General features: G+C 70.7%; 26 protein-coding genes. 17 read left to right on the forward strand and 9 right to left on the reverse strand.

All coding sequences use genetic code 11. From position 1 onward, the window contains the following. Positions 1 to 194: 194 nt before the first annotated feature. Positions 195 to 1,637 (reverse strand): NAD(P)H-quinone dehydrogenase, encoded by a 1,443-nt coding sequence (locus tag ACTWQF_RS03665; RefSeq protein WP_443276972.1) that lies wholly within the window; start codon positions 1,635 to 1,637, stop codon positions 195 to 197. 308 nt (positions 1,638 to 1,945) lie between these two features. On the opposite strand from ACTWQF_RS03665, the gene ACTWQF_RS03670 reads away from it, so the two are divergent. The 4 genes from ACTWQF_RS03670 (at position 1,946) to ACTWQF_RS03685 (ending at position 6,116) form a co-directional block, all read left to right on the forward strand. Beyond that, positions 1,946 to 2,383: a gamma-glutamylcyclotransferase gene (locus ACTWQF_RS03670; RefSeq protein ID WP_443276973.1), complete on the forward strand. Its 438-nt coding sequence runs from the start codon at positions 1,946 to 1,948 to the stop codon at positions 2,381 to 2,383. 107 nt (positions 2,384 to 2,490) lie between these two features. Next, entirely contained in the window at positions 2,491 to 3,312 is an 822-nt protein-coding gene (locus ACTWQF_RS03675; RefSeq protein WP_443276974.1) for a purine-nucleoside phosphorylase, read from the forward strand. Positions 3,313 to 3,426: 114 nt separating this feature from the next. Further along, the gene (locus ACTWQF_RS03680; RefSeq protein WP_443276975.1) at positions 3,427 to 5,127 is read left to right on the forward strand and encodes a phospho-sugar mutase; all 1,701 of its coding nucleotides are present in this window, start codon (positions 3,427 to 3,429) and stop codon (positions 5,125 to 5,127) included. 113 nt (positions 5,128 to 5,240) lie between these two features. Further along, positions 5,241 to 6,116, forward strand: coding sequence for an arylamine N-acetyltransferase family protein (locus ACTWQF_RS03685; protein ID WP_443276976.1), 876 nt, complete (start codon positions 5,241 to 5,243; stop codon positions 6,114 to 6,116). Here the strand turns inward: ACTWQF_RS03685 and ACTWQF_RS03690 are convergent. Then, on the reverse strand, positions 6,113 to 6,880 hold the full coding sequence (locus ACTWQF_RS03690; protein ID WP_443276977.1) for a PH domain-containing protein: 768 nt from the start codon (positions 6,878 to 6,880) through the stop codon (positions 6,113 to 6,115). The two genes, ACTWQF_RS03685 and ACTWQF_RS03690, sit on opposite strands and share 4 nt — an antisense overlap. A 26-nt stretch (positions 6,881 to 6,906) precedes the next feature. Between ACTWQF_RS03690 and ACTWQF_RS03695 the strand changes: the two genes are divergently transcribed. The 5 genes from ACTWQF_RS03695 (at position 6,907) to ACTWQF_RS03715 (ending at position 12,257) form a co-directional block, all read left to right on the forward strand. Then, positions 6,907 to 7,386 (forward strand): dihydrofolate reductase family protein, encoded by a 480-nt coding sequence (locus ACTWQF_RS03695; protein WP_443276978.1) that lies wholly within the window; start codon positions 6,907 to 6,909, stop codon positions 7,384 to 7,386. Positions 7,387 to 7,573: 187 nt separating this feature from the next. Further along, complete coding sequence (locus tag ACTWQF_RS03700) at positions 7,574 to 8,509, forward strand: GNAT family N-acetyltransferase (protein ID WP_443276980.1); 936 nt, start codon at positions 7,574 to 7,576, stop codon at positions 8,507 to 8,509. A gap of 426 nt (positions 8,510 to 8,935) precedes the next feature. Then, the gene (gene deoC, locus ACTWQF_RS03705; RefSeq protein WP_443276981.1) at positions 8,936 to 9,913 is read left to right on the forward strand and encodes a deoxyribose-phosphate aldolase; all 978 of its coding nucleotides are present in this window, start codon (positions 8,936 to 8,938) and stop codon (positions 9,911 to 9,913) included. A gap of 3 nt (positions 9,914 to 9,916) precedes the next feature. Next, entirely contained in the window at positions 9,917 to 11,368 is a 1,452-nt protein-coding gene (locus tag ACTWQF_RS03710; protein WP_443276982.1) for an aldehyde dehydrogenase family protein, read from the forward strand. Beyond that, positions 11,355 to 12,257, forward strand: coding sequence for an aldehyde dehydrogenase family protein (locus ACTWQF_RS03715; protein WP_443276984.1), 903 nt, complete (start codon positions 11,355 to 11,357; stop codon positions 12,255 to 12,257). The genes ACTWQF_RS03710 and ACTWQF_RS03715 overlap by 14 nt, the downstream gene beginning before the upstream one ends. A 179-nt stretch (positions 12,258 to 12,436) precedes the next feature. Here ACTWQF_RS03715 and ACTWQF_RS03720 read toward each other — a convergent pair whose 3' ends face one another. Next, a complete protein-coding gene (locus tag ACTWQF_RS03720) occupies positions 12,437 to 13,129 on the reverse strand; it encodes a winged helix-turn-helix transcriptional regulator (RefSeq protein ID WP_443276986.1) in 693 nt (230 codons plus the stop codon). An 89-nt stretch (positions 13,130 to 13,218) separates the two neighbouring features. On the opposite strand from ACTWQF_RS03720, the gene ACTWQF_RS03725 reads away from it, so the two are divergent. Further along, positions 13,219 to 14,430 (forward strand): pyridoxal phosphate-dependent aminotransferase, encoded by a 1,212-nt coding sequence (locus ACTWQF_RS03725; RefSeq protein WP_443276987.1) that lies wholly within the window; start codon positions 13,219 to 13,221, stop codon positions 14,428 to 14,430. 15 nt (positions 14,431 to 14,445) lie between these two features. Here ACTWQF_RS03725 and ACTWQF_RS03730 read toward each other — a convergent pair whose 3' ends face one another. The 3 genes from ACTWQF_RS03730 to ACTWQF_RS03740 form a co-directional block, all read right to left on the reverse strand. Continuing rightward, positions 14,446 to 15,141, reverse strand: a complete 696-nt coding sequence (locus ACTWQF_RS03730) for a hypothetical protein (RefSeq protein WP_443276989.1) — start codon at positions 15,139 to 15,141, stop codon at positions 14,446 to 14,448. A 61-nt stretch (positions 15,142 to 15,202) separates the two neighbouring features. Next, positions 15,203 to 15,808 carry an MBL fold metallo-hydrolase gene (locus ACTWQF_RS03735; RefSeq protein ID WP_443276990.1) on the reverse strand — a complete coding sequence of 202 codons (606 nt, stop codon included), beginning with the start codon at positions 15,806 to 15,808 and terminating at the stop codon, positions 15,203 to 15,205. Next, on the reverse strand, positions 15,808 to 16,896 hold the full coding sequence (locus ACTWQF_RS03740) for an S-(hydroxymethyl)mycothiol dehydrogenase (protein ID WP_443276992.1): 1,089 nt from the start codon (positions 16,894 to 16,896) through the stop codon (positions 15,808 to 15,810). Before ACTWQF_RS03740 ends, ACTWQF_RS03735 begins: the two co-directional genes overlap by 1 nt. 209 nt (positions 16,897 to 17,105) lie before the next feature. On the opposite strand from ACTWQF_RS03740, the gene ACTWQF_RS03745 reads away from it, so the two are divergent. Next, positions 17,106 to 17,804, forward strand: coding sequence for a uridine kinase family protein (locus ACTWQF_RS03745; protein ID WP_443276994.1), 699 nt, complete (start codon positions 17,106 to 17,108; stop codon positions 17,802 to 17,804). Between the two features lie 160 nt (positions 17,805 to 17,964). Here the strand turns inward: ACTWQF_RS03745 and ACTWQF_RS03750 are convergent, their stop codons facing one another. After that, positions 17,965 to 18,855, reverse strand: a complete 891-nt coding sequence (locus ACTWQF_RS03750; protein WP_443276996.1) for a SigE family RNA polymerase sigma factor — start codon at positions 18,853 to 18,855, stop codon at positions 17,965 to 17,967. 202 nt (positions 18,856 to 19,057) lie between these two features. Between ACTWQF_RS03750 and afsQ1 the strand changes: the two genes are divergently transcribed. From afsQ1 to ACTWQF_RS03775, 5 genes are all read left to right on the forward strand, one after another. Further along, positions 19,058 to 19,735 carry a two-component system response regulator AfsQ1 gene (afsQ1, locus tag ACTWQF_RS03755; RefSeq protein ID WP_433100320.1) on the forward strand — a complete coding sequence of 226 codons (678 nt, stop codon included), beginning with the start codon at positions 19,058 to 19,060 and terminating at the stop codon, positions 19,733 to 19,735. A gap of 142 nt (positions 19,736 to 19,877) precedes the next feature. Further along, positions 19,878 to 21,485 carry an ATP-binding protein gene (locus ACTWQF_RS03760; RefSeq protein ID WP_443277553.1) on the forward strand — a complete coding sequence of 536 codons (1,608 nt, stop codon included), beginning with the start codon at positions 19,878 to 19,880 and terminating at the stop codon, positions 21,483 to 21,485. Further along, on the forward strand, positions 21,482 to 22,156 hold the full coding sequence (locus ACTWQF_RS03765) for a hypothetical protein (RefSeq protein WP_443276998.1): 675 nt from the start codon (positions 21,482 to 21,484) through the stop codon (positions 22,154 to 22,156). The genes ACTWQF_RS03760 and ACTWQF_RS03765 overlap by 4 nt, the downstream gene beginning before the upstream one ends. A 258-nt stretch (positions 22,157 to 22,414) precedes the next feature. Continuing rightward, positions 22,415 to 22,972: a VanZ family protein gene (locus ACTWQF_RS03770; protein WP_443277000.1), complete on the forward strand. Its 558-nt coding sequence runs from the start codon at positions 22,415 to 22,417 to the stop codon at positions 22,970 to 22,972. Between the two features lie 106 nt (positions 22,973 to 23,078). Beyond that, positions 23,079 to 23,282, forward strand: coding sequence for a PspC domain-containing protein (locus tag ACTWQF_RS03775; RefSeq protein WP_443277002.1), 204 nt, complete (start codon positions 23,079 to 23,081; stop codon positions 23,280 to 23,282). 84 nt (positions 23,283 to 23,366) lie between these two features. Here the strand turns inward: ACTWQF_RS03775 and ACTWQF_RS03780 are convergent, their stop codons facing one another. Beyond that, on the reverse strand, positions 23,367 to 23,807 hold the full coding sequence (locus ACTWQF_RS03780) for a hypothetical protein (RefSeq protein WP_443277004.1): 441 nt from the start codon (positions 23,805 to 23,807) through the stop codon (positions 23,367 to 23,369). A gap of 207 nt (positions 23,808 to 24,014) precedes the next feature. Beyond that, entirely contained in the window at positions 24,015 to 25,145 is a 1,131-nt protein-coding gene (locus ACTWQF_RS03785; RefSeq protein WP_443277006.1) for an adenosine deaminase, read from the reverse strand. Positions 25,146 to 25,231: 86 nt separating this feature from the next. Between ACTWQF_RS03785 and ACTWQF_RS03790 the strand changes: the two genes are divergently transcribed. Next, positions 25,232 to 26,083: an alpha/beta hydrolase gene (locus ACTWQF_RS03790; protein ID WP_443277008.1), complete on the forward strand. Its 852-nt coding sequence runs from the start codon at positions 25,232 to 25,234 to the stop codon at positions 26,081 to 26,083. The last annotated feature ends 67 nt before the right edge of the window (positions 26,084 to 26,150 follow it).

Below are 26,150 nucleotides of genomic sequence, written 5' to 3' on the forward strand. Positions count from 1 at the left end.
CACGAAACTGACAGTAACGCCAACGACCGTCTGCTTTCAGCGCTATGCGCCGATTAACAGAAATTGTTCGTACGGCGGCACTGAACGTGGTATAGGGGATCGTTTTGGGCGGGCCCGCCTCGCATGTTGGCGCCTCGTCCGGTTCGGCGCCTCGTCTTTCGGCTCGTCTGCTGCGGCTTCGCCTCGGCGGCGCTTCAGTGGAGTTCGGCCAGCTTGCGGGTGTGCAGCTGGCGGGCGACCTCGGCGATCGAGCCCGTGAGAGACGGGTAGACGGTGAAGGTGTTCGCGATCTGCTCGACGGTCAGATTGTTGTCAACGGCGATCGAGATCGGATGGATCAGCTCGCTGGCCCGCGGCGCGACGACCACACCGCCGACGACGATCCCGGTGCCGGGACGGCAGAACAGCTTCACGAAACCGTCCCTGATGCCCTGCATCTTGGCCCGCGGGTTGCGCAGCAGCGGCAGCTTGACGACGCGGGCCTCGATGGCGCCCTTGTCGACGTCCGCCTGGGTGTAGCCGACGGTCGCGATCTCCGGGTCGGTGAAGACGTTCGCGGAGACCGTCTTGAGGTCGAGCGGGTTCACCGTGTCGCCGAGGAAGTGGTACATCGCGATCCGGCCCTGCATGGCTGCGACGGAGGCGAGCGCGAGAACGCCGGTGCAGTCGCCCGCGGCGTAGACGCCGGGGGCCGTGGTGCGGGAGACCTTGTCGGTCCAGATGTGGCCCGACTCCTTGAGCCGGACCCCGGCCTCCTCCAGACCCATGTCCGCGGTGTTCGGGATGGCGCCGACCGCCACCAGGCAGTGCGTGCCGGTGATCGTACGGCCGTCCTGGAGGGTGACCTCCACCCGGTCGTCCTCGGTCCTCTTGGCGGAGGCGGCGCGGGAGCGGCTCATCACGTTCATGCCGCGTCGCCGGAAGACGTCCTCCAGGACGGCGGCGGCGTCCGGGTCCTCTCCGGGCAGCACCCGGTCGCGCGAGGAGACGAGGGTGACCTGCGAGCCCAGCGCCTGGTAGGCGCCGGCGAACTCGGCTCCGGTCACGCCGGAGCCGATGACGATGAGCTCCTCGGGCTGTTCCTGCAGGTCGTAGAGCTGCGTCCAGTTCAGGATGCGTTCGCCGTCCGGGCGGGCGTCGGGGATCTCGCGCGGGTGGCCGCCGGTGGCGATCAGTACGGCGTCCGCCGTGAGCTGCTCCTGGCTGCCGTCCGCCGCCGTGACGGTGACGATGCGGGAGCCGTCCGTCGCCTGGCCGGACTCGATGCGGCCACGGCCGCGGACGACGCGGCCTCCCGCGCGGGTGACGGAAGCGGTGATGTCGTGCGACTGGGCGAGGGCCAGCCGCTTGACGCGGCGGTTGACCTTGCGGATGTCGACGCCCACGACGCGGGCCGGGTCGTCGGGGTCGTGGGTGGTGTCCTCGACCCGGATGCCGAGCTCCTCGTAGGAGGAGTCGAAGTTGGTCATCACCTCGGCGGTGGCGATGAGCGTCTTGGACGGTACGCAGTCGGTGAGGACCGAGGCGCCGCCGAGGCCGTCGCAGTCGACGACGGAGACTTCCGCGCCGAGTTGCGCTGCCACCAGGGCTGCTTCGTATCCGCCAGGGCCGCCGCCGATGATCACGATCCGAGTCACATGCCCTATTGTCCCGCACCCGTCATGAGGGCCGCGCGGTGGGGCTCCCTCCCTGCGGGAGGGGGCGCCGATTTTTCCGGGCTCGGGCTTCTGGTTTTGCGGGCTCGGCCCTGGGCGCTTTGGTTTGTGGGGGCACGCCCCCTGGTCTTTTCGGCCGGCGCCGAGTGGTCGTGTCGGGGGGCTCCGCCCCCCAACGGCCCCCCGCCAGGAGGGCTTCGCCCCCGTCCGCGTGGGGGTTACCCGCAGTGCCGCTGTGCTCTCGCCGCGTGAGAGGGGCCCCTCTCTCAAGGGCCCGTTACGCTCGGGGGATGTCGCTCTACGCCGCGTATGCCGGCAATCTCGACGCCCGTCTGATGGCCCGCCGTGCGCCGCACTCTCCGCTTCGGGGGACCGGGTGGCTCACGGACTGGCGGCTCACCTTCGGAGGGGAGCACATGGGGTGGGACGGGGCGCTGGCCACAATCGTGGAGGCGCCGCGTTGCCAGACCTTTGTGGCGCTGTACGACATCGCGCCGATGGACGAGGACTCCGTGGACCGCTGGGAGGGCGTCGGGCTGGACATATACCGGCGGATGCGGGTGCGGGTGCAGACACTGGAGGGCGAGGAGCCCGCGTGGTGTTTTGTGCTCAACGGTTATGAGGGCGGCCTGCCCTCGGCCCGCTATCTGGGGGACGTGGCGGACGCCGCGGAGTCGGCGGGGGCGCCGCACGACTACGTCATGGAGCTCCGTAAGCGGCCCTGCTAGCAGAAAATACCGTCCCGCGCCGGTTTCGGCCGTGTGTTCGTCCGGACTTGGAGACGAGTTGCGTCCCACGTCTACGCGCGTAGGCGATAACGGGCTACCCTCGTCGCGTGAACGCTTCTGCCACTACGCACATCGCCGACGACCCCTACCGCTCCGCCGAGGAGGCCGCCGCCAAGCTGCGGGCCCTGACCGGCGAGGACAGTCACGACGTGGCCCTCGTCATGGGCTCGGGCTGGGTACCAGCGGCCGACACGCTCGGGGTGGCCGACCACGAGCTCGCGGTCACCGAGCTGCCGGGGTTCCCGCCGCCGACCGCCGCGGGCCATGCCGGCAAGATCCGCTCGCACCGGGTGGGCGACAAGCGCGCGCTCGTCTTCCTCGGCCGTACGCACGCGTACGAGGGCCGCGGTGTCGCGGCCGTCGCGCACGGGGTGCGCACGGCCGTGGCGGCGGGCTGCAAGACCATCGTCCTCACGAACGGCTGCGGCGGGCTGCGGCCGGGTATGCGGCCGGGTCAGCCGGTACTCATCAGCGACCACATCAACCTCACCGCCACCTCCCCCATCGTCGGTTCCAACTTCGTCGACCTGACCGATCTGTACTCGCCGCGACTACGCGCGCTCTGCAAGGAGGTCGACCCGACGCTGGAAGAGGGCGTCTACGTCCAGTTCCCCGGGCCGCACTACGAGACCCCCGCGGAGATCGGTTTCGTCCGCACCATCGGCGGAGACCTGGTCGGCATGTCCACCGTTCTGGAGGCCATCGCCGCCCGTGAGGCCGGCGCCGAGGTGCTCGGGATCTCGCTGGTGACCAACCTGGCCGCCGGGATGACGGGCGAGCCCCTCAACCATGAGGAGGTCCTTCAGGCGGGCCGGGACTCGGCGGTACGCATGGGGACGCTGCTCGGCGAGGTGCTGAAGCGGATCTGACCGGTCCGTACAGCCACCCCTTTACGGTTCGAGGCCGCCTTTCCACAGCTCGAGGGCGGCCGGCACTCACCCCTTCCGGCTCTCCAGCCCCACTGTGAAAGGCAGGACCAAGAGATGAGCGACGGCCTGCGGGACGACGACGCGCTGCTCGCCCGGGCCCGCGACTGGCTGGCCGAGGACCCGGACCCGGAGACCCGCGAGGAGCTCGCCAAACTCGTCGAGGCCCGGGACCTGGAGGAGCTGCGGGACCGGTTCTCCGGCACCCTCCAGTTCGGCACGGCCGGGCTCCGCGGTGAACTGGGCGCGGGTCCGATGCGGATGAACCGGTCCGTCGTCATCCGCGCGGCGGCCGGGATCGCCGCTTATCTGCGGGCCCGCACGCAGGAGGGGACCCAGCCGCTGGTCGTGATCGGGTACGACGCGCGGCACAAGAGCGCCGACTTCGCGCGGGACACCGCTGCCGTGGTGACCGGCGCCGGGCTGCGCGCTGCGACGCTGCCCGAGCCGCTGCCCACCCCCGTGCTGGCGTTCGCCGTACGGCACCTGGGCGCCGCCGCCGGGATCATGGTCACCGCCAGCCACAATCCGCCGCGGGACAACGGCTACAAGGTCTACCTGGACGACGGTCTGCAGATCGTGCCGCCCGCCGACGGGGAGATCGCCGACGAGATCGCATCCGTGGGTCCGCTGAGCGGCGTGCCGCGCCCCGACTCCGGCTGGCAGGTGCTCGGCGACGACGTACGGAACGCCTACCTCGCGCGTACCGGCGCCGTCCTCACCGAGGGCTCGCCGCGCGAGGTGCGGGTCGTGCACACCGCGATGCACGGCGTCGGCCACCGCACGGCGCAGCTCGCCTTCGAGCGTGCGGGTTTCCCGGGGATCGTTCCGGTGCCGGAACAGGCCGAGCCGGACCCCGACTTCTCCACCGTCGCGTTCCCCAATCCGGAGGAGCCCGGCGCGATGGACCGCGCGTTCGCGACCGCGCGCGCCTGGGAGGTCGAGCACGGCGAGCGCCCGGACGTGATCATCGCCAACGACCCGGACGCGGACCGCTGCGGCGTCGCCGTACCGGACGCGACCGCCGAGAGCGGCTGGCGGATGCTGCGCGGCGACCAGGTGGGCGCCCTACTGGCCACCCATCTGATCCACAAGCACGCCAAGGGCACGTTCACGACGACCATCGTCTCCTCCTCGCTGCTCTCCCGGATCGCCGAGGCCGCGCAGCTGCCGTACGCCGAGACGCTGACCGGCTTCAAGTGGCTGGCCCGGGTGGAGGGGCTGCGATACGGCTACGAGGAGGCGCTCGGCTACTGCGTCGACCCGGAGGGCGTACGCGACAAGGACGGCATCACGACGGCGCTGCTCGTCGCCGAGCTGGCCGCCGAACTGAAGCAGGACGGGCGCACGCTGACGGATCTGCTGGACGACCTCGACGTCGAGTACGGCGTCCACGCGACCGACCAGCTGTCGGTGCGGGTGGCGGACCTGTCGCTGATCGCCGCCGGTATGCGGCGGCTGCGCGCCGAGCCGCCGACTGCCCTGGGCGGGCTGGCCGTTGCGCAGGCCGACGATCTGAACCAGGGCAGCGAGTCCCTGCCCCCGACGGACGGGCTGCGCTACCGACTGGCCGGTATGGAGGCGATCGAGGGCGGCCGAGTCATCGTCCGGCCCAGCGGTACGGAGCCGAAACTCAAGTGCTACCTGGAGGTCGTCGCCCCGGTCGGCGAGCCCTCGGATCTCGCCGCCGCACGGGAGCGCGCGGCGGGCGTTCTGGACCGGATCAAGGCCGACCTGAAGCAGGCCACCGGGCTCTGAGCCCCGGAAGGGCGGGGGCGGCTGTGCTGCGGAATAGCCGCCCCCGTCGCGTGAGTTCCCCGGATGTCAGCCGAACGTACTCGCAGAACTCCGGGTGGGAGAGACCGACGATCATGTGGCACGGTGAACAGCTCGATCTTGAGGCGTACCTCGCGCGGCTGGGATACGAGGGGGAGCGTGCGCCCACGCTGGAGACGCTGCGTGCGCTGCACCGGGCGCATGTGCTCTCGGTGCGCTGGGACAATCTGGACAGCTTTCTGTACCGGTCGGTCTCGCTCGACCTCGCCGATCTCCAGGACAAGCTGGTCCGCCGCGGCCGGGGCGGTTACTGCTACGAGCACGCCACGCTGTACGCGGCGGCGCTGGAGCGGCTGGGCTTCCGCTTCACCGCGCTGAGCGGGCGGGTGCAGTTGGGCGCGGAGAAGATCCTTCCGGCGACGCACGCGATGATGCTGGTCAGCATCGACGGGCGGCGCTGGCTGAGCGACGTCGGCTTCGGCAGCAGCCCGCTCGCCCCGATCGAGCTGGTGGAGGGCGGAGATGGCGGAGACGGCGGGAACGGCGGGAACGCCAGCGAGGTGACGATCGAGGGGCGGCCGTTCCTGCTGCGCCGTACGGAGATCACGCCGGGCGCGGACGGCTGGGCGCTGTACCAGCCGGACGCCCAGGGTGGCTGGATGGTGCGGCACAACTTCACCGAGAACCCGCAGTACCCGGTGGACTACCAGGTCGGCAACCACTTCATAGCCTCCAGCGACCACTCCCCCTTCAACCGCCGGCCCTTCCTCCAGCGCATCCGCCCCGACCGCACCGACCAGCTCGACGGCCTCACCTGGACGACCACCGCTGCCGGCAGCGCCGAGCCGGACGAGAAGCGCACCGTGGAGCCGCACGAGCTGCCCAAGCTGCTGTCGGACACCTTCGGTGTGGAGCTGTCGCTGGAGGAGGCGGAGTTGCTGGTCGAGCGGGTGCAGCAGCTGGAGAGTTAGACCAGCAGCAGGACGGCCAGGAGGACCGCGCCCGCCGCGGCCGGGGCAATGACCTCGAAGGACCAGCGGACGGCGACCTCGCCCTGGGCCTCCTCCTGCCGGCCGTGGGTCTCCACCAGCTCGCGGAGTTCGTCGATGGACTGGTCGGAGGGGGCCCGCTTCTCCCGTAGCTCGGACTCGTCCGTGCCGAGGTTCGGCAGGCCCCGTCCGCCGAACAGCCCACCAGGCCCGGCGGCGGGCGGCCGGCCCGAGGCAATGCGCTCGTTGTGCCGGGTCGCCTTCTTGCGGGCCCGCAGCGAGACGGGGATGGCCCAGAGCTGGTACTTCGTGCCGTCCGCTACGACCTCGTTGGAGTACCCGGCGCGGACCGTCTCCACGGTCCCCCACGGCACCTCGATCGTCCGGAAGGGGTTGCGCACCCGCATCCGCCGCTCCCCCGCGAACACGGCGGGGCGCAGGGTGAAGGCGACGACGAGCGGCACGACGAACAGCAGTCCGGCGAGGGCGAGCCACGGTGTGCGGCCCTCGCCGCCGACGATCGCGTCGGCCGAGAGCCACACGCCGATGGCCAGCAGCACGATGCCGCCCGCCATTCCGGCAGGCGAGCGGTACACCCGGTCCGGGAACTCCTGCCCGCCGCTTCCGGATCCCTTTCCGGCCTCGCCGCCGGTTCCGTCGCCGGCCTCGCCGCCGGTTCCGTCGCCGGCCTCGCCGCCGGCTCCGTTTCCGGCTCCGTCGCCTTGATCCTTCTCCTCGCTCGTCATGCGAACGATTGTGCCGGACCGTCCGCATGACGGACATTGCGGTACGGCATCGAAGCCTCGACGGCGTCATCGAGGCCCGGGCCTGGACGGCGGACTATCCGTTCGGGGAAGAGATGTTGGAGGCCACCGGTGCGCTCGCGGCTTCCAGCGACGCCATCCTGCTGGGGCGCAACACCTACGAGATGTTCGCGCCCGCGTGGTCGACCCGTACCGCGGAGGACGACCCCGGCGCCCCCTTCTTCAACGAGACGGCCAAGTACGTCGTCTCCTCGACGTTGGAGAAGGCCGACTGGAACAACACGACGATCCTCGGCCCGTACGACCCGGAGGCCGTGCGCGAGCTGAAGACGAACACGCGGGGCATCTACGTGAGCGGCAGCGCCACCCTGGTGCGGGCGCTGCTCGCGGACGGTCTCGTCGATGAGCTGCACCTGTTCATGTATCCGCGCACCCTCGGCAAGGGACAGCGGTTGTTCCCGGAGGGCGCGGGCAGAAGCTGTCTCTGATGGCGTGCGAACGGTTCGAGGGCGGGGTGGCGCACCTCGTTTACGGGCCGTTGTCCCAGTGAGGGGTGGCCCTGCCCGTCGCTTGCGGGCTGGGGGTGCGTCGTGGCTGGGGTGAGGCGGAGGGGCGCGCGCGGTGGGGGGATCATGGACTCGCTCAGCTCTGTCCACAGGTGATGAAGGAGCCCCGATGACCGCCCACTCACCGTCAGACTTACTGCGAGAGACCGGGACCCGGTTGCGGCCGTACGAGCCCGCCGATGAGGCTGCGGTACTGGAGCTGATCAATGCGGACCGGATTCCTGGTCAGCCACCGGCGACCGGTGCGATGCTCGCCGACGCCCTTGCCGGACGCTCCGTTGCCGACAACGACTGGTGGGCCGAGCTCGACCCGCCGGTCACCATGGTGGCCACCGGCCCTGACCCGGCGGGGGACGTGCTCGGCGTCGTCTCCTACGCGCTCCGCAGGAAGGACGACACCGGCCTGATCCTGTGGGCGCATTGCCGCGAGGACCCTGCGGTTGCGCAGGCGCTCGTCCAGCATGCTGTGCGTGCGTTCGCGCCCCGTGCGGTGGACGCCTTTCACATCACCTCCGCACTGACGCTCGGCCTTGAGTCGCTGCTCGTACGGCACCGGCGCGTCACCCGCGCCGCATTGGAGCAGGCCGGCTTCGCCGGGGCCAGACGCTGGCGCTATCTGCGGCGCGGTCTGCCCGCGCCGCAACTGCCGCGCGCCGACGGTGTAACCGTCGAGCGCAGCCAGGATGACCTGCCGTACTGGCAGTTGACCCTGTGCGAAGGGGGTCGTCTCGTCGGAGAAGCGCTGATCAGTACGCCGGTCGACGGTTGCGGGGCGCTGTGCTGGCTCGGTGTTGAAGAGCATGCCCGAGGTCAGGGGTACGGCCGCCGCCTGCTGGGGTCCGCTTTGACGGCACTGCACGATTTGGGGGCCTCGCAGGTGGTTCTTCTCCTCGACGCCGAGGAGGAGGCATCTGTGCAGGACGTACGCGATCGGACGGCCGCCGGGGCCTTGTATGACCATGCCGGTTTCGTTGACGTCGACGTTCTCTTTGCTTTTTCGCTCCCGGCCGAGGCATCGCAATCGATGTCTCGGAGCTCCGTGTGAGGGTGGCGGTGGCGGCTTCTGTGGGATGCGTAAATTTGGCGTTGGTTGCCGGGTTTGCGTTTCGTGCGAACGCGCCTTGGGGCTGGCTACGGGGGGAGGGGTCGTGGGTTGCGGTGCGTGCTGGTTGCCGGTGCGGGTGAGTGGGGGGCTGGGCGCCGTGGCGCCGCCGTCGCGGGGTTGGGGTTCGTGAGCCGACCGGGCGGTCGGTATGGGTTGCGGGGGAGCTGGCTGCTACTGCCTTGGGATTGCGGTTTCGTACTCTCGCTCCGCTCGTGGCACGCCGGTGGCCGGTGGGCCGGGGGTGGGGGTCTCATTTATGAGGTGGTGCGGGGGTCGGCGTGCGCCCCAGGGTGTCGGCCTCGGGGGAATGGGTCGGATGGATGGGGTGACAGTCACTACGCGCGTAGATATGGTGCCCTGGTGAGCATGTCTACCGATGCGGCCCCTCGCGACGCGGGGAGGGGCTCCCTCTCCGACGTCGTGACTTCCGATGCCGCTCTCCGTCGCTTTCTGCAGGGGCTTCCCGGTGTCGACGCGGTCGGGCTGGAGGCCCGGGCCGGTGCGCTGAGGACCCGTTCCATCAAGACGACCGCCAAGGCGTACGCGCTCGATCTGGCGATCTCGATGATCGACCTGACGACGCTGGAGGGGGCCGATACGCCGGGCAAGGTGCGGTCCCTGTGTGCCAAGGGTGCCAATCCCGATCCGAGTGACAGGTCTGCGCCGCGTGTCGCCGCCATCTGCGTGTATGCGGACATGGTGGCCGTCGCCAAGCAGGCGCTGGCGGAGCTGGGGGCGGCTGAGATCAATGTGGCGTCCGTGGCCACCGCGTTTCCGTCCGGGCGGGCCGCGATGTCGGTCAAGCTGGCGGACACCCGGGAGGCGGTCGCGGCCGGGGCCGACGAGATCGACATGGTGATCGACCGGGGCGCTTTCCTGGCCGGTCGCTATATGCAGGTGTTCGAGGAGATCCAGGAGGTGAAGGCCGCCTGCGGGGGTGCTCATCTGAAGGTGATCTTCGAGAACGGGGAGCTGGCCACCTACGACAACATCCGGCGGGCCTCCTGGCTGGCCATGCTCGCCGGGGCCGATTTCATCAAGACGTCGACCGGGAAGGTCGGAGTCAATGCCACGCTGCCCAATACGTTGCTGATGCTGGAGGCCGTCCGCGATTTCCGGGCTGCCACCGGGCGGCAGGTGGGGGTGAAGCCCGCGGGTGGAATCCGTACGGCGAAGGACGCGGTCGCGTATCTGGTGATGGTGAACGAGACGCTGGGTGACGACTGGCTCAGCCCGGACTGGTTCCGGTTCGGTGCCTCCAGCCTGCTGAACGATCTGCTGATGCAGCGCCAGAAGCTCTCGACCGGGCGCTACTCCGGTCCCGACTACGTAACGGTGGACTGAGCCATGAACGACCAGCCGTCGAAGTTGTTCGCTTACGCGCCTGCGCCCGAGTCCCGTTCCGTCGTCGACATCGCGCCGTCCTACGGGCTTTTCGTCGACGGGGAGTTCCGCGAGGCGGCCTCCGGGAGGGTGTTCAAGACGCTGGCGCCCGCCAGTGAAGAGGTGTTGTCCGAGGTCGCGTACGGGGATCAGGACGATGTCGACGCGGCGGTGCGCGCTGCTCGTGGTGCTTTCGCGGCGTGGGCGGGCCTGCCGGGCTCCGAGCGGGCGAAGTATCTGTTCCGGATTGCTCGTATTGTCCAGGAGCGTTCCCGCGAGCTGGCGGTGCTGGAGACGCTGGACAACGGCAAGCCGATCCGGGAGACGCGGGACGCCGATCTGCCGCTGGTGGCGGCGCACTTCTTCTACTACGCGGGGTGGGCCGACAAGCTCTCGTACGCCGGGTGCGGGCCCGATCCGCGTCCGCTGGGGGTTGCCGCGCAGGTCATCCCGTGGAACTTCCCGTTGCTGATGCTCGCCTGGAAGGTCGCTCCGGCGCTGGCCACCGGCAATACGGTGGTGCTCAAGCCCGCCGAGACGACGCCGCTGTCGGCGCTGTTCTTCGCGGACATCTGCCGGCAGGCCGGGCTGCCCAAGGGCGTCGTCAACATCGTGACGGGGGACGGTGCGACGGGCGCGGCGCTGGTCGCGCACCCCGATGTGAACAAGGTGGCCTTCACCGGGTCGACCGCCGTGGGGAAACAGATCGCGCGGACCGTCGCAGGGACGGACAAGCGGCTGACCCTCGAGCTCGGCGGGAAGGGCGCGAACATCGTGTTCGAGGACGCGCCGCTGGACCAGGCTGTGGAGGGCATCGTCGGCGGCATCTTCTTCAACCAGGGGCAGGTGTGCTGCGCGGGCTCCCGGCTGCTGGTGCAGGAGTCGGTGCAGGAGGAAGTGCTGGACGCGCTCAAGCGGCGGCTGGGCACCCTGCGGGTCGGTGATCCGCTGGACAAGAACACCGATGTGGGCGCCATCAACTCCGCGGAGCAGCTGGCCCGGATCACCGAGCTGGCCGAGGCGGGCGAGGCGGAGGGTGCCCAGCGCTGGTCGCCGCCGTGCGAGCTGCCCGGCGAGGGCTACTGGTTCGCGCCGACCGTCTTCACGGGCGTCAGCCAGGCACATCGGATCGCCCGGGAGGAGATCTTCGGCCCGGTGCTGTCGGTGCTCACCTTCCGTACGCCCGACGAGGCGGTGGCGAAGGCCAACAACACCCCCTACGGCCTCTCCGCCGGTATCTGGACGGAGAAGGGCTCGCGCATTCTGAAGCTGGCCAACCAGCTGCGGGCCGGCGTCGTATGGGCCAACACGTTCAACAAGTTCGATCCGACCTCGCCGTTCGGTGGCTACAAGGAGTCCGGTTACGGCCGCGAGGGTGGCAGGCACGGTCTGGAGGCTTACCTTGAGCACGCCTGAGGCACGTACATCCCCGGCACGGGCCGCCCGGCTGTCCGTGCTGAAGACCTACAAGCTGTACGTCGGGGGGAAGTTCCCCCGCAGCGAGAGCGGCAGGGTGTACGAGGTGACCGACGGAAAGGGCCAGTGGCTGGCCAATGCCCCGCTCGCTTCCCGTAAGGACGCGCGGGACGCGGTCGTCGCGGCCCGTAAGGCGTTCGGCGGCTGGTCGGGAGCGACGGCCTACAACCGGGGCCAGATCCTCTACCGGATCGCGGAGATGCTGGAAGGCCGCCGCGAACAGTTCGCCGCCGAGGTGGCGGCGGCCGAGGGGCTGTCGAAGGCGAAGGCGCAGGCGCACACGGACGCGGCGATCGACCGCTGGGTCTGGTACGCGGGCTGGTCCGACAAGGTGGCCCAGGTGGTGGGCGGCGGCAACCCGGTCGCCGGCCCGTTCTTCAACCTCTCCACCCCGGAGCCGACAGGCGTGGTGGCGGTGCTGGCCCCGCAGAAGTCGTCGCTGCTCGGACTGGTCTCCGTGCTGGCGCCGGTGATCGTCACCGGCAACACGGCAGTCCTCGTCCCCTCGCGCACCGCGCCGCTGCCCGCGCTCTCCCTCGCGGAGGTGCTGGCGACCTCCGATCTGCCCGGCGGCGTGGTCAATGTGCTGTCCGGCGACACCGCGGAGATCGCCCGCCCCCTGGCCGCGCACCAGGATGTGAACGCGATCGATCTGGCGGGCGCCGATGCGGAGTTGGCCGCCGAGTTGGAGGGCGCCGCCGCGGAGAATCTCAAGCGGGTGTTGCGGCCGGAGGCGCCCGGCGCCGCGGACTGGGCGGTCGAGCCCGGCCTTGAGCGGGTGACCGCCTTCCTGGAGACGAAGACGGTCTGGCATCCGATCGGGGCCTGAGGGTTCGTTGCGGTAGGGGGTGCCCCTGTCCGACGCGGGCGGACTGCGGGAGCGTTGTGGTTGCTCGCGCAGTTCCCCGCGCCCCTTACGGGGCGCAACTCCCTGCTGCGAACCTTGGGCAGTCTGCGCCAGGGGCGCAGGGTGGGCAAGCGCAGCCCCCCCATGCCGGGTATGCAAAATCAGTCGTCCGCCCCCAACGCCGCTGCCAGTTCGCCGTGCTGGGAGCTCACCCGCACCGTCCCGGCCCGGACGCCGTCCGCCAGGGTCAGGGAGCCGTCGGCGAGGGCGACGCATGCCTCGGCGTCCAGCTCCAGCCGCGCCTCGGCGCCCTCGGGCGCCGGGCCCTCGCCGTACAGCGGGCGGCCGTCCGGTGCGTCGCCCAGCCACAGGTGGAAGGCGCCCTCGGGCAGTACGACATGGACGAGGGCGGCCACTTCCTCCCCGACCACCCGCCGCACGGCGTCCCGTAGCGGCAGGGCCCACCAGTGGGCGCGTACCGCGTCGGTGGCGCGGGGCTTGCCCAGTGCGGGGGCGCCCCAGGAGGCGAGCGCGGTCAGTACGGGCAGCAGGGCGTGGCCCCGCTCGGTCAGTTCGTAGACGTAGCCGGAGGCGGGCCGCGGCTGGCGGCGCCGTTCGGCCAGCCCCTCGCCCTCCATGTGCTTGAGCCGCGCGGCCAGTACGTCGGTGCTGACGCCGGGCAGGTCGGCGTGCAGGTCGGTGTAACGGCGGGGCCCGGCGAGGAGTTCGCGGACGATGAGCAGGGTCCAGCGGTCCCCCACGGAGTCGAGGGCGCGCGCCATGGCGCAGAACTGGTCGTAGCTGCGGCGGGACCGCCCCGGGCTGGTCGTACTCGCGTGACGCTGACTCGGCATGCTGCTCAGTCTAGACATGTGGTTGGACTTTCCAAGTCCAAGCTTGGTAGAACCAAGTAGCCAAATGTGGACCAGGAGGGCGGGGCAGCATGGAGTTCCGGCAGTCGAACAAGCTCAGCGAGGTCTGTTACGAGATCCGCGGCCCGGTGATCGAGCAGGCCGACGCGCTGGAGGAGGCCGGTCACAGCGTGCTGCGGCTGAACACCGGCAACCCCGCGCTGTTCGGTTTCGAGGCGCCGGAGGAGATCATCCAGGACATGGTGCGGATGCTCCCCCAGGCGCACGGCTACACCGAGTCGCGCGGCATCCTCCCGGCCCGCCGCGCCGTCGCCCAGCACTACCAGCAGCGGGGCTTCCCCGAGGCCGACGTGGACGACATCTACCTCGGCAACGGCGTCTCGGAGCTCGTCTCGATGGCCGTACAGGCGCTGGTCGAGGACGGCGACGAAATCCTCATCCCCGCACCGGACTTCCCGCTGTGGACGGCTGTCACGACGATGGCGGGCGGCAAGGCCGTGCACTATGTGTGCGACGAGCAGGCGGACTGGCTGCCCGACCTGGACGACATGGCGGCGAAGATCACACCCTGTACCAAGGCCGTCGTCATCATCAGCCCCAACAACCCCACCGGCGCGGTCTACCCCCGCGAACTGCTGGAGGGCATCCTCGACCTGGCCCGCCGCAACGGGCTGTTGGTCTTCTCCGACGAGATCTACGACAAGATCCTCTACGACGGCGCCGTCCACCACCACGTGGGCGCCCTCGCCCCCGATCTGGTATGCCTCACCTTCAGCGGACTGTCCAAGTCCTACCGGGTGGCGGGCTTCCGCTCCGGCTGGCTCCTGGTCTCAGGGCCCAAGCAGCACGCCCGCGACTATCTGGAGGGCCTGGGCATGCTCGCCTCCATGCGGCTGTGCCCCAACGCCCCCGCCCAGCACGCCATCCAGGCCGCACTCGGTGGCCGTCAGTCGATCGAGGGCCTGGTGCTGCCCGGTGGGCGGCTGCACGAACAGCGCGACGTGGCCTGGCGGAAGCTGAACGAGATCCCCGGCGTCAGCTGCGTGAAACCGAAGGGCGCGCTGTACGCGTTCCCCCGGCTGGACCCCGAGTTCCACAAGATCTACGACGACGAACGCTTCGTCCTCGACCTGCTGCTCCGGGAGAAGATCCAGGTCGTCCAGGGCACCGGCTTCAACTGGGCCCACCCCGACCACTTCCGCATCCTCACCCTGCCCAGGGCGGACGACCTGGACGCCGCGATCTCACGGATCGGCCGCTTCTTGGAAAGCTACCGGCAGTGAGCCGTTCCGGCCTCCTCAGGACGGGGTGACGCCGGCCCGCTGGGCGACATCGGCCAGCGCCGCGAGGTCCCAACTGCCTTCGGGCGGCTCGATCTCGTCGGCGGGCAGCGCGTCGAAGAGCGCCCGTACCGCCTCCTGGGTCACCGCGCGCCGCTCGACTGCGTCGAGCAGCCCGCGTACGACGGGCAAGGTGACCTCCGTCGGCCCGAGGCCCTCTGTGAGGGCTTCCCCCGCCTCGATGAGGGCCAGATCTTCGGTGGTGAACTTGCCGACGGTCGACCGGAGGCCGTCGTCCCGCAGGCCCTCGGGGTACGGGGCGCGGTGCCAGGCCGCGCCGTCCCACCAGTAGAGGTACCCGAGCATGTCGTCCATGTCCCGGAGTTCCGCGAGCGGCAGCCAGTCGGGGGCGCCGTCGAAGATGTCGGTGAGCGGGGCGTACGGATTGCGGGTGTCGCTCGCCTCGTGATCCACGCCATAGAGCACAGCCCGGCCCGCGGGCAGCGGCTCCAGGATCCACCACTGCCCGCCCGCGTCGTCCCAGCCGAGTTCGGCCGGCTCCCGGAACACCCACCACGGGTAGTGGAAGCGCTCGGCACACCGCCGCCCCGTCGCGGCGGCGGACAGGGCGCACAACACCCCGTACCGCCAAAGTCGTTCGGGGTTCGGCAGGTCTTCGGGTCGGCCGGGGGTGTGGACGGTGTTTCCCTGCAAAGTGACGATGCCTCCCTTGACGAAAGGAGCATCGTACTGACGTCCGACCCCGGCCGCGCCCTCAGACGTTCGGCGTCTCCTCTCCCACCGTCGTGCTGTCCCCGTGGCCCGTCCGTACGACGGTCTCCAACGGCAGCGTCAGCAGCCGCTCCCGGATGGACCGCACAATCGTCGGGTGGTCCGAGAACGAACGGCCGGTCGCACCCGGGCCGCCCTGGAAGAGGGTGTCGCCGGTGAAGACGGTGCCGAGCGTCGGGGCGTAGAGGCAGACGGCGCCCGGGGCGTGGCCCGGGGTGTGCAGGACGGTCAGGTCGGTACCCGCCACCGACACCACCTCACCGTCGGCCAGTTCGCCGTCCGGTGACCGGTCCGGGTGGGTCATCTTCCACAGCGGCAGGTCGTCCGGGTGCAGCAGGATCGGTGCGCCCGTACGGTCCGCGAGCGCAGGCGCGGCGTCGATGTGGTCGTTGTGCGCGTGGGTGCACACGATCGCGCGCAGCGTCCGCTCCCCCACCGCCGCGGCGATGGCATCGGCATCGTGGGCCGCGTCGATGACGACGGCCTCGGTGTCGTCGCCGACGATCCACACATTGTTGTCGACCTGGTGCGTCTCGCCGTCGAGGCGGAACTCCCCGCTGGTGACGAGGTGATCGATACGGGCCGCCATCAGAACACCACCACCGAACGCAGCACATCCCCGCCGTGCATCCGCTCGAACGCCTTCTCGACCTCGTCCACCGCGATGGTCTCGGTCACAAAAGCCCCCAGGTCCAGCCGCCCCTGCTGGTGCAGGTCGATCAGCATGGGGAAGTCCCGGGAGGGCAGACAGTCGCCGTACCAGGAGGACTTGAGCGAGCCGCCCCGGCCGAAGACGTCCAGCAGCGGCAGCTCCAGCATCATCTCCGGCGTCGGTACACCGACGAGGACGACGGTGCCCGCCAGATCGCGGGCGTAGAACGCCTGCTTGTACGTCTCGGGACGGCCGACCGCCTCGATGACGACGTCCGCACCGAAGCCGCCGGTCAGCTCGCGGATGGCGTCGACCGGATCCGCGGTGGCCGAGTTGACGATGTGCGTGGCGCCGATCTTCTCCGCGGTGGTGAGCTTCCGGTCGTCGATGTCCACGGCGATGATCTTCGCCGCGCCCGCGAGCCGTGCCCCCGCGATGGCGGCGTCCCCGACGCCGCCACACCCGATGACGGCCACGGTGTCCCCGCGGGTCACCTGCCCGGTGTTGATCGCCGCACCGATCCCGGCCATCACGCCGCAGCCCAGCAGCCCGGCGACGGCGGGCGAGACCGCCGGGTCGACCTTGGTGCACTGCCCGGCGGCGACCAGCGTCTTCTCGGCGAACGCGCCGATGCCCAGCGCCGGCTCCAGCGCGCGGCCGTCACTCTTGAGGGTCATCTTCTGCTCGGCATTGTGGGTGTCGAAGCAGTACCACGGCCGCCCGCGCTTGCAGGCCCGGCACTGTCCGCACACCGCACGCCAGTTGAGGATCACGAAGTCGCCCGGCTCGACGTCCATGACCCCCTCGCCGACCGCCTCCACGACGCCCGCCGCCTCGTGCCCGAGGAGGAAGGGGTAGTCGTCACTGATCCCGCCCTGCTTGTAGTGCAGGTCCGTGTGGCACACGCCGCACGCCTGCACCTGAACGACGGCCTCGCCGGGGCCGGGGTCGGGAACGACGATCGTCTCGACCCGCACCGCCTCGTTCTTGCCCGGCGCGACGACCCCGCGTACTTCCTGAGCCATACGTGAGGGCCTCCCTCTTCCATCGGGTGCTGTGAGGCGCCATTCTCGCTGGCCGGGGGCGGATTTCGGGAGGGGCGGACACGGGTCGGTGCGAACGATTTTCCGCCGCCACTCCGTCGCCTTTCCGCCACCCGCTCCCGCTGGGGACGACCGCTCGTTTCCGCACGCGTCTTCGAATCCACCCGGTGCATAGCGGACAATGGTTGCCCGTGACCGACTCCAGCGACGCATGCGACCTCTCCGAGAGAGCGACCCCCGCAGTCCCGGCTCCCGCATCGGCCCCGGCCCCCACCGCCCGGGTCATCCTCCTCACGGGCCCCTCCGGCTCCGGCAAGACCCGGCTGGCAGCACGCAGCGGGCTCCCCGTCCTCCGCCTGGACGACTTCTACAAGGAGGGCGACGACCCGACCCTCCCCTTCGTCGGGGCCGAGGTCGACTGGGACTCGCCACTCTCCTGGGACGCGGACGCCGCCGTACGCGCCATCACCCGGCTCTGCCGCGAGGGCGCCGCGACGGTTCCGCTGTACGACATCTCCACCAGCGCCCGCACCGGCCAGGAGCGCCTGGACCTCGCCGACTCGCCCCTCTTCATCGCGGAGGGCATCTTCGCCGCGGACATCACCGCGCGCTGCACAGCGCTCGGCCTGCTCGCCGACGCCATCTGCCTGCGCGGCCGTCCCACCACCACCTTCCGCCGCAGGCTGCTCCGCGACATCCGCGAATCCCGCAAGCCCCTCCCGGTGCTCCTCACCCGAGGCTTGCGCCTCCTGCGCACCGAACCGGCCATCGTCGCCCGCCACCAATCCCTGGGCGCCCACCCCTGCGCCCACCCGGAAGCCGCGGCCCGCATCGCCCGCCTGCACGCGGCCGGGTCGGTCTCCGCACGCGAAAAGAGCGGTTCCGGCTGAGGCTTGTGCCTCGGCCGGAACCGCTCTTTCCCTGTCCCCCCGGTGTTCCCCGTATCCCCGTTCCCCCCTGTTTCCCCTTTTCCCTCTCCCCCCGCGTTTCCCCCGTACCGCCTGGGCCTCGTGTCCCCGCGAGGGCAGGCGATCGCTTCAGGTGGCCGCGTCAGGCGACCAGTTCGTCGAAGGACTCCTCCTGGTTGCGGCCGAAGCTGAGGACCTCGTCGTCGCGGAGACGGCGGAGCGAGCGCCAGATGCTGCTCTTGACCGTGCCGACGCTGATGTCCAGAATGTCGGCGATTTCCGGGTCGGTGCGGCCCTCGTAGTACCGCAGCACCAGCATCGTGCGCTGCAGCTCGGGCAGTCGGGCCAGGGCCTGCCACAGCACGGTGCGCAGCTCGGTGCCGCGCATGGCGTCCTGGTCGCCGGCCGTCTCGGGCAGTTCCTCGGTCGGGTACTCGTTCAGCTTCCGGCGGCGCCAGGCGCTGATGTGCAGGTTGGTCATGGTGCGGCGCAGATAACCGCCGACGGCGGCCTTGTCGCTGATCCGTCCCCAGGCCCGGTACGTGGAGAAGAGGGCGCTCTGCAACAGGTCCTCGGCCTCGTACCGGTCACCGGTCAGGTGGTAGGCGGTGGCGTACAGGGAGGCCCGGCGCTCGCGTACATACGCGGTGAACGCCGCCTCCGCATCCGCGTCCACGTCCGAGGTTGCCGCGCCCCCCGCGCCTTTCTCGGCCGTGCCCAGAACGGTGGCCTCCCTGTACTCGCCACGATCCCGGGAGTCCCCCCGACTCCCGTTCTCCCCCGTGTCCCCCGTCTTCCCCCCAGGGGCCTTCCCCCTCAGCCCCTCGACCGCGGGCCCGAAAACGGTCCGCGGGCGCATCCGCCCGGCACCGCGTGCGCAGCCCCGCCCAAGCTCTGGTTTCCGCTCGAGCAGGGCGGTGGCCGCCTCGGCACCGGACTTCTCAGCAGACCGGGCCTGGGAAGCGGGAACCGAAGGGACGTGCAGACGCGTGTGAAGGACTGCGCTCGTATTCGTGCCATGCAGTGTGTTCATCTCGCGCCCCCTCGGAGCAGAACCGGTCGCTTGCTTGACGACCAAAACCCTGCCGCCCCAGTTTCATGGCCAGGTCCCCCCTCTGTCACAGCGGTGTCACAAGGATCGTCGGACGCCACAACGCGCAGGCCGGCGGGCGTGTCGTTGTCCCGCGGCGACCGCCGGTCGAAGTATGGGGGTGCCATGGGCCAGAATGGCGCGCGTGCCTTTCCTGTTGCTGATCGAGGACGATGACGCTGTCCGTACCGCCCTGGAGATGGGTCTCACCCGCCAGGGCCACCGCGTGGTGACCGCCGCGACCGGCGAGGACGGCCTGAAACTGCTGCGCGAACAGCGCCCCGACCTGATCGTGCTGGACGTGATGCTGCCCGGCATCGACGGCTTCGAGGTGTGCCGGCGCATCCGCCGCACCGACCAGCTGCCGATCATCCTGCTGACGGCGCGCAGCGACGACATCGACGTCGTGGTGGGCCTGGAGTCGGGTGCGGACGACTATGTCGTCAAACCCGTCCAGGGCCGGGTGCTGGACGCGCGGATCCGCGCCGTGATGCGGCGCGGCGAACGGGAGTCCAACGACTCGGCGACGTTCGGCTCGCTGGTGATCGACCGCTCGGCGATGACGGTCACCAAGAACGGCGAGGACCTGCAACTCACCCCGACCGAGTTGCGGTTGCTGCTGGAGCTGAGCCGGCGGCCCGGCCAGGCCCTCTCCCGGCAGCAGTTGCTCCGGCTGGTGTGGGAGCACGACTACCTGGGCGATTCGCGGCTGGTCGACGCCTGTGTGCAGCGGCTGCGCGCCAAGGTCGAGGACGTGCCCTCCTCCCCTACCCTGATCCGCACGGTGCGCGGCGTGGGCTACCGGCTGGATGCCCCGCAGTGACCCCACGTACGGACGCAACGGGCGCAACAGCACGTACGAGCGGAACAGATGGAGCAGCAGTGCTGACGCGTACGGCGGACGGGACCGGCGAGTGACCGACGCTCCCTCCCTCGGCGAGCGCCTGCGTGGCCGGCTCGCCGGAATGCTGCCAAGTCTGCGGCTGCGCCTGGTCGTCGTCTTCGCGCTGGTGGCGCTCACCGCCGCCGTTTCCGCTTCCGGCATCGCCTACTGGCTGAACCGTGACGCGGTCCTCACCCGCGCCCAGAACGCGGCCCTCAACGACTTCCGTAAGGCGATGGAGGACAACGCGGGCAACCTGCCCCGCAAGGTCAGCTGCCAGGAACTGCGCGAGGCCGCCGCCAAGATGGCGCGCAGCTCGCAGAACTACCAAGTGCTGCTCGTCGACAGGACCGAGGACGACAAGCAGTGCGCCGCGGCCTCCAACGAGGACGACTTCACCCTGCGGGACATCCCCGAGCGGCTGCGCAGCGCCGTCGTCGACAAGCGCGCCGTCGACAAGAAGAACAGGCACCCGTACCACCTGTACTGGCAGCGGATCACGCTGGACGGCGACCCGTACCTGATCGGTGGCGCGAAGGTGATCGGCAAGGAGCCGACACCGACCGGCTATCTGCTCAAGTCACTGGCGCCCGAACGGGACGACCTCAATTCGCTGGCCTGGTCGCTGGGGATCGCCACCGCGCTGGCGCTGATCGGCGCGATGCTGCTGGCGCAGGCCGCCGCGACGACCGTGCTGCGGCCCGTACGGCGGCTGGGGGAGGCGGCACGCAGGCTGGGCGAGGGGAAGCTGGAGACCCGCTTGCGCGTCTCGGGCACCGACGAGCTGGCCGAGCTGTCCCATACGTTCAACGACGCGGCGGCCTCCCTGGAGCAGCGCGTCGCCGAGCTGAGCGCCCGGGAGGCGTCCAGCAGGCGCTTCGTCGCCGACATGTCGCACGAGCTGCGTACGCCGATGACGGCGATCTCCGCAGTCACCGAGGTGCTGGAGGAGGAGCAGGACAACCTCGACCCGATGATCGCGCCCGCCGTACAGCTGGTGGTGAGCGAGACCCGGCGGCTCAACGACCTCGTGGAGAACCTGATGGAGGTCACCCGCTTCGACGCGGGAACGGCCAAGCTGGTGCTGGACGATGTGGACGTGGCGGACCAGGTGACCGCCTGCATCGACGCCCGCGCCTGGCTGGACGCGGTGGAACTGGACGCCGACCGCGGGATCATGGCCCGGCTCGACCCGCGGCGGCTCGATGTCATCCTCGCCAATCTCATCGGCAACGCCCTCAAGCACGGCGGCTCCCCGGTGCGGGTCTCCGTACGGACCGAGGACGACGAGCTGGTGATCGAGGTCGCCGACCAGGGCCCCGGCATCCCGGAGGACGTGCTGCCGCACGTCTTCGACCGCTTCTACAAGGCCAGCGCCTCCCGCCCGCGCTCCGAGGGCAGTGGTCTCGGCTTGTCCATCGCGCTGGAGAACGCCCATATCCACGGCGGCGAGATCACCGCGCACAACGCGCCCGAGGGCGAGGGCGGCGCGGTCTTCACCCTGTGGCTGCCCCGGGACTCCCGCCGGGTCGCCGAGGAGCGCGAGAACGGTGAGAACGGCGACAACGGGGAGGGCGGTGCGAAGGACGGGCACGGTGCGGGGCACGCGGACGGCGACGGCGCTGGTGACGGCGGCGTGAACCGGGGCGACGGACGCACCGACGGACGGGACAAGGGAGGCGACCGATGAGCCGCCGTACCGCTCTGCGCGGGCCCGGCCGTGCCCGCCGCCGTGGCGCCGCGTCGGCGCTGCTGTGCGTCCTCGCCTCCCTGGTCACCGCCACGGGGTGCGGTATCCGCGCCACGTCGGTGCCGGTGGACGCCGGCGGCGCACCCTCGCGGGTGGGCTGTGTGCTGCCGAACGACCGCCAGAACCCGGACGGTGGCGCCGGGACCTCCGTCGTCCGCGTCTATCTGGTGTGCGGTTCGCGCGTCTCGCCCGTCGAGCGGAAGGTGCGGATGCCCGGCGGACGCTCCTCGGCCGAACGGCTGCCGGTGGCCCGCAAACTGCTGGACGAGCTGAAGCAGGAGCCGCGCGCAGTGGAGGACACGGCGGGCTTCGAGACGGCCGTGCCCCGGGAGCTGACGATCAGCAAGGGGACGGACGGCGACCCGGACGAGGCACTGCGGCTGAGCGAGCCGCTGGACGAGCTGCCGCCGTACGCGCTGGCGCAGATCGTGTGCACCTACGCGGACACCTCGGCGGCCGACGCCGAGGGCGGCGTGGTCCTCGGCGGGCCCGCCGACAGCGGCTCCACGGGCGGCGACGACGAAAGCACGGCATCGCTGCGGCGCTACGAGTGCGGTTCGGCGCTGCGTAGGCACCCGCAGTCGGCCGAGACAGCAGGCACCCACCTGTAAGGCGGGGAACGGGGGGACCGGGGGCGCGCCCCGCAGGGGCGCGGGGAACCGCGCGCTCAGCCACAGAGCATCGGCAGACGCACGAGAACACAGCCGCAACGGCGGTCTTCGCAGCACGGCGCGGAACACGCGTGTGACATAGCCCTGACCTGCTCAGGACACCGCCCCGGAACCACAGCGGAACGCGATGGCGTCTTCAGTGACGTGCAGCGCCTAGGCTCCGGCGGTCATACCTCCCCCGCCTCCCGAATCCGCCTCGTGGGACTCCTCCTACTGGCGGCGCATCTGTGTTTCGTCGGCTGGCTGTCGCTGCGCCCGCTGGCGGTGCCCTGGGTGGCACCGGCCAATCTGCGCCCACTGGCCACCATCCGCACCGACCTGGCCGACGGGCCGCAGGCCGCGCTGGAGGGGCTCGGCGGCGGACTGCTGCTGCTGGCGCCCTTCGGGGTGCTGCTGCCGCTGGCCACCGGTCGACTGCACCGGCGGCTGCCGGGCACCGTGGCGCGCACCGTCTTCGCGGGGGCGATGGTGTCGGTCGTGCTCACCCTGGCGCAGACGGGGGTGCCGGGGCACGTCGTGGACGTCGATTCGGTACTGCTGAACACCACGGGGGTGGCGCTGGCCGCCGGGCTGGTCTTCCCCCCGGTGCGCCGCTGGCTCCGGCACCGGGATCGCGACTACTCGGGGCAGGGGGACCGTCTCAGGGACCGTCGGCAGCGGTCCGGGCCCGCCTCGCCCAGGGCCGGGCTCCGGCTGCGGGAGGAGAAGGCTCAGGGTTCGACCCCGAGAGCAACCAGGGTCGAAATGGCACCCTGAGGGGAGGTATGCCCCGTAAGTCCGGCCTACCGTCGAAGGCAGTACGGCGACGACAGCCGTACGGCATCAGACCGGAGTCAGACCGGACAGCGAAGGAGCAGTCCTCATGGCCGCACTTGCCCGCCCCACCGAAGGCCGGATGATCGGCGGCGTGTGCGCCGCGCTCGCCCGCCGGTTCGGCACCACACCCACCACGATGCGGGCGCTCTTCCTCGCCTCGTGCCTGCTGCCGGGACCGCAGTTCCTGCTCTACATCGCGCTGTGGATCCTCCTCCCGGACGAGAGCCGCAAGCACAGCGCCGCCTGGTGACCGCGCCCGTACGGATGCAACAGCACGCCACGGCGGGCGCCCCTTCCGGGGTGCCCGCCGTGGCGTGCGTCAGGACCTCGCCTGTCAGTGCGAGCCGCCGACCGGCAGGGCCTTGCCCAGCGGCAGCCCGCCGAGCATGCCGCCGCCGGGAGCGGAGCTCTTGCCCTTGACCGTCTTCTGGGGGCGGTCGGCCAGCCTCTCGGTGGTTTCTTCCACCGGGGTGCCGGTCAGCGTTCCGGCCAGGGCCTCCTGGGCGACGCCGACCGGCTCGGAGAGATTGCCCGGAAGGCCCTGAGCGGCCTCCTTGAGGGGGAGCTCCCCCAGGGCCTTCCCGGTGGTCTGCGCGGTGGTCTCGACTGCGGGGCCCAGCGCACGGCCGCCCGCCTTGACCGCCTCGCTGCCGAGTAGGCCGGTAGGGGCACCGAGCGTGTCGACGGGGAGCGCGGAGGCGGTACCCGCGCCCGACACTACGACCGCCGCGCTCATCGCGGCGACACCCAGGGTCTTCTTGGCTACCTGCTTCATCAGTGTTTACGTCCTCGGAACGGGGGCTTGAGCAGCCCGGAGGGGCTTGAGCAGCCCGGCGAAAATAGCCAGGAATTCCGAGGAGTCGCAAACACGTAGGCCGCACCGTAAGTCGCCGTTCCCCAGTGTTTTCCGACGGTATTCCGAGAGGGCTCAGCCGCCCCGTACCGGGTGTACGGCGACGGCTGAACCGCTGGTCACCAGGGGTCAGCGGGAAGAATCCTGGAAAAGCCATTCGGATTTGAGGGCGGCATATCCGGGCTTGACCACGTCGTTGATCATGGCGAGACGTTCATCGAAAGGAATGAACGCCGACTTCATCGCATTGACCGTGAACCACTGCATGTCGTCCAGCGTGTAGTCGAAGGTTCCCACGAGCTGTTCGAACTCGTGGCTCATGCTCGTACCGCTCATCAGCCGGTTGTCGGTGTTGACCGTGGCCCGGAAGTGCAGCCTGCGCAGCAGTCCGATGGGGTGCTCGGCGTAGGACGGGGCTGCGCCCGTCTGGAGGTTCGAGGTGGGGCACAGCTCCAGCGGGATGCGCTTGTCCCGCACGTAGGACGCCAGACGGCCCAGCTTGACGGCGCCGTTCTCGCCGACCTGGATGTCGTCGATGATGCGCACCCCATGCCCGAGCCGGTCGGCGCCGCACCACTGGAGGGCCTGCCAGATGGAAGGCAGCCCGAACGCCTCCCCCGCGTGGATGGTGAAGTGGTTGTTCTCGCGCTTGAGGTACTCGAACGCGTCCAGGTGACGGGTGGGCGGGTGGCCCGCCTCGGCGCCCGCGATGTCGAAGCCGACGACGCCCAGATCGCGGTAGCGGTTGGCCAGCTCGGCGATCTCCAGGGCGCGGGCCGCGTGCCGCATGGCGGTCAGCAGCGCGCCGACCCGGATCCGCCGGCCGGCGGCGCGGGCACGGCGCTCGCCCTCGCGGAAGCCCTCGTCGACGGCCTCGACCACCTGCTCCAGGGTCAGCCCGCCCAGCAGGTGCTGCTCCGGCGCGTAACGGACCTCGGCGTAGACGACGCCGTCGGCTGCCAGGTCCTCGGCGCACTCGGCGGCGACGCGGAAGAGCGCCTCGCGCGTCTGCATCACGCCGACCGTGTGCGAGAACGTCTCCAGATAGCGCTCCAGGGAGCCGGAGTCGGCCGACTCGCGGAACCAGACCTCCAGCCGGTCCGCGTCCGTCTCCGGAAGCGCGTCGTAGCCGGTCTCGCGGGCCAGCTCGACGATGGTCGCGGGGCGCAGCCCGCCGTCGAGGTGATCGTGGAGCAGAACCTTGGGTGCCCGGCGGATCTGCTCCCTGGTGGGGACGGTGTTCGGAGATTCGCTTGCCATCACGGCACTGTAGCTCCTACGCGCGTAGATCGCATGTGCTTTGTCAACTGCCTTACGAAAGCGGGTCGGCGTGCCATTGTTGCGCCATGGCTCAGCGAGCGTTGCCCGAGAGGGAAACACGACTGGGACGGCCCCGCGGGGCCGTGGGGAGGGCCCCGCACGCCGTTGTTCTCCTACTGCCGGGCGGCGGGCCCGCCGTGGGCCCCCGTCGCGGAGCCGCACTGGCGGCGGCAGCCTCCGCGGTGCCGCTGGCGCGCCGGCTCGGGCGCGCCACCTCGGACGACGACCCCCTGGTCACCCACATCGTGCACTACCGCAACAGCAGCCGCCGAGACGGCCGGAACGGCGGAACGGCGGGCGAGGGCACGAGCCGTGCGGCGGACGGGGCCGGGAGCTGTATCGCGGACCGTACGGCCGACGCGGACCGTACGGCCGACGCGGAGTGGGCGGTGGAGGAGGTGCTGCGGCGGTACGGGGACGTGCCCGTCTGCCTGGTCGGCACCGACATCGGCGCCTTGGCCGCATGGCGCGCCGCCGGGCACCGGGCGGTCGCCTCGGTGGTGGCCCTGGGGCCGTTGCTGTGCGAGGAGGCCCGGCCGGGGGAAGGCGACGGCGCGGAGCCCGTACAGCAGTTGCGGGGGCGCCAGGTGCTGATCGTGCACGGGACGAACGACACCCGCTGCGACCCCGAGCTGTCCTTCCGCCTCGCCGAGCGCGCGAAGAAGGTCAACGCCCAGGTGTGCCGCTTCGAGGTGCACACCGACGGGCACGGCCTGCGCGGCTACGCCTCCGAAGTCGCGGCGCTGACCCAGGACTTCGTCCTCGGCACCCTGTGCGGGGGCGATCTCTGCCGCCCGTTGACCGACGCGCTCGCCGCTCCCCCGCCGTTGGGGCTGCGGATGCCGTTGGCGAGCGGGTTCGGCCGGCACCTGCGGTAGGCGTATCCGGCGCCTCTTGCGTACCCCGCATGGGGGGGCTGCGCTTGCCCACCCTGCGCCCTGGGGG

The organism is Streptomyces sp. 8N114, from assembly GCF_052245835.1.
In the GTDB taxonomy this organism is placed as follows: domain Bacteria; phylum Actinomycetota; class Actinomycetes; order Streptomycetales; family Streptomycetaceae; genus Streptomyces.

Bases quoted from the DNA above. Each gene is read 5' to 3' on its own strand.
- ACTWQF_RS03740 (WP_443276992.1), bottom strand. From the start codon at position 16,896: ATGGCTCAGGAAGTACGCGGGGTCGTCGCGCCGGGCAAGAACGAGGCG.
- ACTWQF_RS03720 (WP_443276986.1), bottom strand. From the start codon at position 13,129: ATGCCGAGTCAGCGTCACGCGAGTACGACCAGCCCGGGGCGGTCCCGC.
- ACTWQF_RS03765 (WP_443276998.1), top strand. From the start codon at position 21,482: ATGAGCCGCCGTACCGCTCTGCGCGGGCCCGGCCGTGCCCGCCGCCGT.
- ACTWQF_RS03695 (WP_443276978.1), top strand. From the start codon at position 6,907: ATGACGGACATTGCGGTACGGCATCGAAGCCTCGACGGCGTCATCGAG.
- ACTWQF_RS03685 (WP_443276976.1), top strand. From the start codon at position 5,241: ATGTGGCACGGTGAACAGCTCGATCTTGAGGCGTACCTCGCGCGGCTG.
- ACTWQF_RS03700 (WP_443276980.1), top strand. From the start codon at position 7,574: ATGACCGCCCACTCACCGTCAGACTTACTGCGAGAGACCGGGACCCGG.
- ACTWQF_RS03670 (WP_443276973.1), top strand. From the start codon at position 1,946: ATGTCGCTCTACGCCGCGTATGCCGGCAATCTCGACGCCCGTCTGATG.
- ACTWQF_RS03725 (WP_443276987.1), top strand. From the start codon at position 13,219: ATGGAGTTCCGGCAGTCGAACAAGCTCAGCGAGGTCTGTTACGAGATC.
- ACTWQF_RS03710 (WP_443276982.1), top strand. From the start codon at position 9,917: ATGAACGACCAGCCGTCGAAGTTGTTCGCTTACGCGCCTGCGCCCGAG.
- ACTWQF_RS03785 (WP_443277006.1), bottom strand. From the start codon at position 25,145: ATGGCAAGCGAATCTCCGAACACCGTCCCCACCAGGGAGCAGATCCGC.
- ACTWQF_RS03790 (WP_443277008.1), top strand. From the start codon at position 25,232: ATGGCTCAGCGAGCGTTGCCCGAGAGGGAAACACGACTGGGACGGCCC.
- ACTWQF_RS03760 (WP_443277553.1), top strand. From the start codon at position 19,878: ATGCTGCCAAGTCTGCGGCTGCGCCTGGTCGTCGTCTTCGCGCTGGTG.
- deoC (WP_443276981.1), top strand. From the start codon at position 8,936: ATGTCTACCGATGCGGCCCCTCGCGACGCGGGGAGGGGCTCCCTCTCC.
- ACTWQF_RS03780 (WP_443277004.1), bottom strand. From the start codon at position 23,807: ATGAAGCAGGTAGCCAAGAAGACCCTGGGTGTCGCCGCGATGAGCGCG.
- ACTWQF_RS03775 (WP_443277002.1), top strand. From the start codon at position 23,079: ATGGCCGCACTTGCCCGCCCCACCGAAGGCCGGATGATCGGCGGCGTG.
- ACTWQF_RS03735 (WP_443276990.1), bottom strand. From the start codon at position 15,808: ATGGCGGCCCGTATCGATCACCTCGTCACCAGCGGGGAGTTCCGCCTC.
- ACTWQF_RS03750 (WP_443276996.1), bottom strand. From the start codon at position 18,855: ATGAACACACTGCATGGCACGAATACGAGCGCAGTCCTTCACACGCGT.
- ACTWQF_RS03680 (WP_443276975.1), top strand. From the start codon at position 3,427: ATGAGCGACGGCCTGCGGGACGACGACGCGCTGCTCGCCCGGGCCCGC.
- ACTWQF_RS03690 (WP_443276977.1), bottom strand. From the start codon at position 6,880: ATGACGAGCGAGGAGAAGGATCAAGGCGACGGAGCCGGAAACGGAGCC.